This window comes from Streptomyces megasporus (assembly GCF_000718985.1).
GTDB classification, from domain to species: domain Bacteria; phylum Actinomycetota; class Actinomycetes; order Streptomycetales; family Streptomycetaceae; genus Streptomyces; species Streptomyces megasporus.
Map to the genome: position 1 here is coordinate 1 of NZ_JODL01000060.1, position 6,284 is coordinate 6,284.

Here is a 6,284-nt window from a genome sequence, read left to right on the forward strand (position 1 = left end):
TCGGCCGCGGCGAACATCGCCGCGCGCTCGATGGGGTCGTCCATGCCAAGGTGGCTCTTGGCGAACGCCCACGAGGTGTCGGCGGAGTAGGCGGTGCACAGGGCGGCGGCCAGGCCGGCGAACAGGATGTACGGGGGCGGAAGCTCCCACCCGGCCACGGCGCGTGCCGCCCGGCGGACGGTGCGGACCGTCACCCAGGCCGTGGCGGCGGCCAGCAGCAGGGCGATACCGGCGACGGCGGCGGCCGGGGCCGGGTGGGCGCCGGCCCAGCGGATCACAGTGTCGGGTGTCAACGGGGTGCTCCCAGGTGCGGGCGGGCAGGGGAAGGGGCCGGGCCCCGGTGCGGGGAGGCGGGTGGGGCCCGGCCCGGTCGGTGGTGGTCAGCGGCGGGGGCGGCCGGGAGCGCCGGCTTGCTGGTTGCCGTTGCGGCGGGCGTCGGAGAGCTGACCGCGAGCGGCGGCGGCGCGTTCCTCCCGCTCGGCCTTCGTGCCGTAGTCGCGCAAGTCCTGATCGGCCATGGCGATCACAGGCCCTTCGCGGCGTCGCGGAGACGGAGGGAGTACTCGCCGCCGGTCTCGCCGAGGCGCAGAGCGGGCAGCTCCTCCAGGACCCGGTGGAACACGCGGTGGGCGATCGTGGGCGGGGCCTTCTTCAACGCCCGGTCGTGGGCGCGGGTCAGGGCGTCGCCCCAGCAGCGGGGGGTCAGTTCCTGGCTCGGCTTGTCGTCCATGAGCTGGTGGGCGATCTCGGTCATGAGCTGGGAGGCGAGGGACGGCCGGTTGAGGACGCGGCGCATGGCCTCGGAGGTGGTCGTGTCGCTCGCGAGGGGGCTGCCGGGCGGGTGGTAGCGGTGGGTACTCTGCGTCATGGTCAGCTCCTGGTCGCATCAGGTGTCTGGCTGGCCCCGCAGGCCTCTGCGGGGTGTCGCCCCCGGCCCAATGGCGTTCCCAGCGCCGGGCCGGGGGCGTTCTTGTTGGTGCAGGAACGACCGTAGCACTTGTTTGCGTCAACGCAAATAAGTTGAGAGGATGGGGCCATGCCCAGCTCCCCACGGGAGGAAGCGCGCGAGCCGGAGGAGGGACCCAGGTTGGTGACGATCCCCCAGATCCCGGATCTTCTTGAGGCAGCCGGTCTCAAGAAGGTCGGCCCAGCGCGCATCCGACAGTTGGCAGCCGAAGACGAGAACTGGCCCAAACCGATCTTCGAGAGGGGCCGGACACGGGTCTTCGACTGGCACGCCGTAGAGCGCTACTTCCGCAACCGGACGTTGCGGCAAGGGGAGCGGACCGATCTCAAGAAACCGAAGGAGGGCAGGCAGGATGGCGGGCAGCAGTAAGCGCTGCATCGACAGCGAATGCGCTGAGGATGGATGCACCGAAGAGGGCTGCTGCCGAGGAGAAGGGTGCACCTGCCGGGCCGCGGAAGCATGCTCCACCGTGGTCTCGGACTACCACGACGACGGCACAGTGACACGCTGGTGCCTCGACCACGAGCGTGAGTTCCTGGCGCCCAGGTAGGAGGAGCACCTCAAACGACAGAACGGCCGGAGCGGTCTGATCCACCGCCCCGGCCTGGATAACCAGCGGGCCGCTAACCCGCTGATCAACAGTTCCCAACTCAGCAAGTAAGGACTGCCTTGCCCGGCAGAGTACACGGGCCTGCCCTCGCATGCCCAAACCCCCTGCGTACCTGGGCCCCGGTGCCCCGTACGGACCACGAAATCGACCGCACCGCCTCCCGCCACGCGCAGCCACGCGCCTGGATACGCGCGGTGCGCTGGCTCATCGGAGCCGGCCTTCACCCCCGCGCCAACGACACCACGGTGCGCGTCGCCGCCGACCTGGCGCGACGCATGGACTACACGACCGGCCACGTGCTGTACGACATGGCCGGGACCGCCCGCCGCCTCGAGGTATCGGTACCCACCGTCAAGCGCCACGTCCGCGTGCTGCGCGAGCTCGGGACGCTGGTGTGGGCTGTCCACGGCTCCCTGCGGAACCTTCGCCTGCCCGGCCGGGCCTACACGGCCACCGCCACCGTCTACGCCGCCACCATCCCCCCGGTGTACGACCAGGCGATGGGGCACCGGATCGACGGCCGCGGGTACGACGCCCGGATCGTCGGCGTCACCGACGAGGGCCGGGAACGAGCCGTGGCCCAGGCACGACAGAAGGCGGATTCCCGCAGGTCACGCCATGATCCCCCTTCTCCTGGTGGGTACCAGAAGAGACAGAAGGTTGAGGTTGGTGGTGGGTTGAAAGACACCCCGCGACGCGCGGCGTGCCCGAACAGCTCGACCCCGAAGAACACCACCAGCAGCCGCAGCAGCGGCCGGCGACGCCACGGCCGAGGGACGGGTCGCCCGGCGCACCAGGTCGCCCGCGACATCGCCATCGCCCGCCGGGTACGGCCCCTGGTCGGATGGACCCAGCACGAGACCCTGCGCCGCCTCGCCTTCGCCCTGCGGCCGCTCATCGACACCGGCCTCGACGCGGAGGCCATCGCGGCCGAGCTGCACTCGTGGTTCCTCGACTGGCGGCCCGCACGCCCGGCCGCCTACATCGTGGCCGAGCTGCGCCGCCGCGCCGACCGCGACACCGGCCGGAGACGACCCGCTGGCCGGGCTGACGCGGGAAGAGATCATCGCCCACCGCGCCGCCGCCCTGGACAACCCGGCCTTGGTGCGGGCTGCGATCGAGCATCTGGGGATGCGGCACGCCCGCCGCCTCTACACCGCGTGGCTGGTGGACCAGGCCCTCGCCCGGTCGTACCGAGTCAGCGACCGGACGGTCATCCACGGCTGATACGAGCGACTGACCGTAGCGAGCTAATCCCCTCTTTAGAGGGCGGAGTTCACCCGTCAACACCACACAAAAACGGCTCTGCCCCATACGCTGTGAGTGACGAGCTACACAACAGAAGGGCAGAGCCATGTCCATCACCGATGCTACCCCGGAACCGATCGCATTCGGCGAGCGTCTACGTATTCTGCGGACCCGCCGCGGCATGACCCGCCCAGTCCTGGCCGGCCTGCTGGGACGCTCGCCGAGCTGGCTCAAGCAAGTCGAACGCGGGGAGATCCACACCCCCTCGCTCCCGATGATCCTGCGTATCGCCGAGGTGCTCCGGGTCCGTGACCTGTCCGACCTGACCGGAGACCAGTCCATGCCCACCACCCTGTTCATTGGTCCCGGCCACCCCCGGCTGCCCGAAGTGCGAGCTGCGATCGATGCGTTCTTCCCCACCGGCACGGACCGCCCAGCCCCGGACGCTGCACATCTGCGGTCCCGCCTGGACCACGCCTGGACCGCCCGGCACTCCGCCCCGAACCACCGCGAGGTCCTCGGGTCCTTGCTGCCGGGCCTGATCCGCGACGCACAGCTCGCCGTCCGACAGGCCAACACCCCTCCCACACACCGGGTTGCTCAGGCTGTCCTCGCCGAGGTTTACAGCCTCGCCCAGTTCTTTCTCGCGTATCAGCCCGACAGCGCCCTACTGTGGCGCGTCGCCGAACGAGGCATGGTCGCCGCCCAGGAGAGCGCAGACCCACACGCGCTGGGCATGGCGGCCTGGCTGACGGCCGAGGCACACCGCGACGCCGGACACTACGACGGTGCCGACACCGTGACGATGGAGTGCCTGCGCTACCTCGAACCCCACCTGCCCGACGCGGACGACGACGTGCGGGCGATCGCCGGGGCCTTGCAAATCGCGGCCGGGTACACCGCCGCCCGCCGAGGCGACACCGGCGCCGCATGGGGATGGTGGGACAAGGCCGACCGCATCGCCCAGCGTCTCCCCGCCGACTACTACCACCCCGTCACGTCCTTCTCTCGGGCCGTCATGGGCGCGCATGCGGTGACGCTCGCGGTCGAGCTGCACGCCGGGGGCGAGAGTGTGCGGCAGGCCGCGAAGGCCGACCTTCGCTGTATCCCGTCACGGCCTAGGCGGGCCCGGCACCGCATCGAGGAGGCCCGCGGCTACCAGCTCGATGGGCAGCCCGACACCGCGCTGGCGACGCTGGAGAAGGCGCACGAGAACGCGCCGGAGACGATCCGGTACAACGGCTATGCCCGCCGGATCATCTTGGAGGAGACCGAGGCGAAGTCCCCGGAACGGCGGCGGCGCGCCTCGGAGTTGGCGGTGAAGGTGGGCGTCCTCGCTACCTGATCGGGCACCTTCCGAACGGAAGCACGGGGGGCAGGATTCCTGCCCCTTCTGCCTTTCCAGGGCTCCTACTGTCGGTGATGAACCGATCACCGATGTTCGGGGGCTTCTGTGCAGACCACCGGCACCACGCCGCCTACTGCCGCAGCAACAAACGACACGAGCACACCGCTCGTCCAGCCGGGTGTGTGGGTCGAGGCGCTGGACGTCATCCCCGCCGGCACCACCACCGGCCAGCGCACGGAGCGACGCTGGGGCAGCTACGCGGCCCCGGACGCCGCGTCCGCGATCCGGTGGATGCGGGTCTCAGTGCGGACGGTCACCCCGATACTCGGGCCGCTCCAGTCCTCGTACGTGCTCGACAACTGGGTGCGCGGCCCGCAGTCCCTGGCCGACTACCACCGCCTGCTGGCAACCGTTCGACATCAACGCCCTGCTGGACGACGCGGGAGACGCACTCGACCACGTCCCCCCGCCCGCGGAGCACGCGGACGCCCTCGCCCAACGCCTGCGCGAACACCTGACGCGGCTCGTGGACATCGCCGTCGCGGCCGGGGCCGAGGAACGCGACGACCAGGCCGCCGACCTCATCGCACGGGCGCGGGCACTGCGGTCCGAGGAACCACCCGACCACGCGCCGACCGCCCTGCACCTGCGGCGGCTCGGCTGGGCCGTCCACGAGCTGCTGGAACGGCTGATCGAAACGCACTGCGTGAAAGGGGCCGCGTGACCACCCAGCCGCCTCTCCCATGAGCCACGTGCTCGTGGGCGGATGACGTAGGGCCGCCTGCGAGCACGTCCCAAGCCCCCTGCGGCGGACGGGTCGTCCCCCGTGCCCGCCGCCGCAAGGCCCCTCCCGCAACCCTGCTCTACCGAAAGGCCCGACCTGTGACCCCGCCGCTCCTGACGGCCCCTGCCGTGGTGGACTCCTCAACCTTCGTCGCCGGCCCCGTGGCCACCGGCTGGCTCCAGCCGACCGGCCGCGTGCCCGCCGTGCTGGCCGCCTGGAAGGACGGCGCGCTGGGCGAGGCGCCCACCGGCATCGCCTGGGACGTGGTCCGCGTCCCCTCCCACACCGTGGGACACGAGACGGTGGCACAGCTCCGCGCGGCCGGTGTGCCGCTCGGGCCGGTGCTGTACGGCCCGAGCGGGGTGGAGTTCTTCATCGCCCTCGGATCGGCCGACGGCTGGGACGCCCCCGACAGCCACCTGCTGCCCGCCCACAAGCTGACGCTGCTGCCGCACCCGGACTACACCGAGCGCAACCAACTGCAACTGGGGGCACGGTGCTGGATCATCCCCCCAACCGGCACCACGCCCTTGACGTGGGGGCCGGACCTGCGAACCGCCTACCTGGCGGCCCGCGCTCGGGTACCGGAGGCGCAGCGGTGACCATGAAGAAGCCCGACGGCCGGCCACTGCCCCGCCCCACCACCATCCCCTACGTCGCCCAGTGGAGTGGCGAACGCGACCTCACCCCCCTGGTCGTCGCCCGAGGCCCAGGGATCGCCTACCGCATGGGCGAGGAGGTGCCCCAGGACCGCTATGACGGGGTGTTGTGGGCACGACGGTCCTTCGACCAAGGCAAGGGCACAGCGCGCCTCGCCTACACGCACCCCCAGCGACAGCGCCGCGCGATGGCCAAACTGCTGTGCCAGGTGTGCGCCAAACCGGCCAGCCGCACCAAGGACGGCGTGCTGTGGCTGGTCGAGGACGACCGCGGCGCGTGGCCGGACTGGCCGGAGGGCCTGGCCACCGCTCACCCCCCGCTCTGCGTGCCGTGCGCGGGGACGTCCCTCGACGAGTGCCACCACTGGCTACGGGAGAAGGCCGTCGTGGTCCGCTCCCGCGCCTCCCAGGTCAGCGGCGTCCTCGGCGCCCCCTACCAGCTTCAAGGCTCCGTGCTGGTCCCGCAGAAGGTGCGGATGGTGCGCTACGACGACCCCGCCATCGCCTGGACCCTGGCCCGTCAACTGGTGCGCACCTTGTACGACTGCACGCTCCTGGACCCCGCCGTACTGGCCGCATAGCCGCTCCCCCACCCGGCCACCGAGTCGCGCGTCCCTCGGTAGGCGTCGGCCGGGCGGGGGAGCCCTCGACTCCCGACCGCAGAAAGG

The 6,284-nt window shown here is 71.4% G+C and carries 9 protein-coding genes and 1 pseudogene; 6 read left to right on the forward strand and 4 right to left on the reverse strand.

All coding sequences use genetic code 11. The annotated features are described in order from the left end of the window. From IF47_RS0126530 to IF47_RS0126540, 3 genes and pseudogenes are all read right to left on the reverse strand, one after another. A pseudogene (locus IF47_RS0126530) lies at positions 1–293 on the reverse strand (hypothetical protein); the annotation flags it as partial. An 87-nt stretch (positions 294–380) separates the two neighbouring features. Next, complete coding sequence (locus tag IF47_RS30965) at positions 381–518, reverse strand: hypothetical protein (protein ID WP_157840072.1); 138 nt, start codon at positions 516–518, stop codon at positions 381–383. Between the two features lie 5 nt (positions 519–523). Continuing rightward, complete coding sequence (locus tag IF47_RS0126540; RefSeq protein WP_031511547.1) at positions 524–868, reverse strand: hypothetical protein; 345 nt, start codon at positions 866–868, stop codon at positions 524–526. Positions 869–1,090: 222 nt separating this feature from the next. Between IF47_RS0126540 and IF47_RS0126545 the strand changes: the two genes are divergently transcribed. Continuing rightward, a complete protein-coding gene (locus tag IF47_RS0126545; protein WP_157840073.1) occupies positions 1,091–1,336 on the forward strand; it encodes a hypothetical protein in 246 nt (81 codons plus the stop codon). Between the two features lie 852 nt (positions 1,337–2,188). Here the strand turns inward: IF47_RS0126545 and IF47_RS31150 are convergent. Further along, positions 2,189–2,518: a hypothetical protein gene (locus IF47_RS31150; protein WP_169745248.1), complete on the reverse strand. Its 330-nt coding sequence runs from the start codon at positions 2,516–2,518 to the stop codon at positions 2,189–2,191. Positions 2,519–2,681: 163 nt separating this feature from the next. Here IF47_RS31150 and IF47_RS31985 point away from each other — a divergent pair, with 163 nt between their 5' ends. The 5 genes from IF47_RS31985 to IF47_RS30970 all read left to right on the forward strand — a co-directional run bounded on the left by IF47_RS31985 (position 2,682) and on the right by IF47_RS30970 (position 6,197). Continuing rightward, positions 2,682–2,804 (forward strand): hypothetical protein, encoded by a 123-nt coding sequence (locus IF47_RS31985; protein ID WP_281179547.1) that lies wholly within the window; start codon positions 2,682–2,684, stop codon positions 2,802–2,804. Positions 2,805–2,931: 127 nt separating this feature from the next. Next, positions 2,932–4,170 carry a helix-turn-helix domain-containing protein gene (locus IF47_RS0126555; RefSeq protein ID WP_031511549.1) on the forward strand — a complete coding sequence of 413 codons (1,239 nt, stop codon included), beginning with the start codon at positions 2,932–2,934 and terminating at the stop codon, positions 4,168–4,170. A gap of 181 nt (positions 4,171–4,351) precedes the next feature. Next, on the forward strand, positions 4,352–4,897 hold the full coding sequence (locus tag IF47_RS31820; RefSeq protein WP_245641257.1) for a DUF6415 family natural product biosynthesis protein: 546 nt from the start codon (positions 4,352–4,354) through the stop codon (positions 4,895–4,897). Positions 4,898–5,085: 188 nt separating this feature from the next. Continuing rightward, positions 5,086–5,559: a hypothetical protein gene (locus IF47_RS29040; protein ID WP_157840074.1), complete on the forward strand. Its 474-nt coding sequence runs from the start codon at positions 5,086–5,088 to the stop codon at positions 5,557–5,559. Positions 5,560–5,561: 2 nt separating this feature from the next. Beyond that, the gene (locus tag IF47_RS30970) at positions 5,562–6,197 is read left to right on the forward strand and encodes a hypothetical protein (RefSeq protein WP_037733431.1); all 636 of its coding nucleotides are present in this window, start codon (positions 5,562–5,564) and stop codon (positions 6,195–6,197) included. The last annotated feature ends 87 nt before the right edge of the window (positions 6,198–6,284 follow it).

Bases quoted from the DNA above. Each gene is read 5' to 3' on its own strand.
- IF47_RS30965 (WP_157840072.1), bottom strand. From the start codon at position 518: ATGGCCGATCAGGACTTGCGCGACTACGGCACGAAGGCCGAGCGGGAG.
- IF47_RS0126540 (WP_031511547.1), bottom strand. From the start codon at position 868: ATGACGCAGAGTACCCACCGCTACCACCCGCCCGGCAGCCCCCTCGCG.
- IF47_RS0126555 (WP_031511549.1), top strand. From the start codon at position 2,932: ATGTCCATCACCGATGCTACCCCGGAACCGATCGCATTCGGCGAGCGT.
- IF47_RS30970 (WP_037733431.1), top strand. From the start codon at position 5,562: ATGAAGAAGCCCGACGGCCGGCCACTGCCCCGCCCCACCACCATCCCC.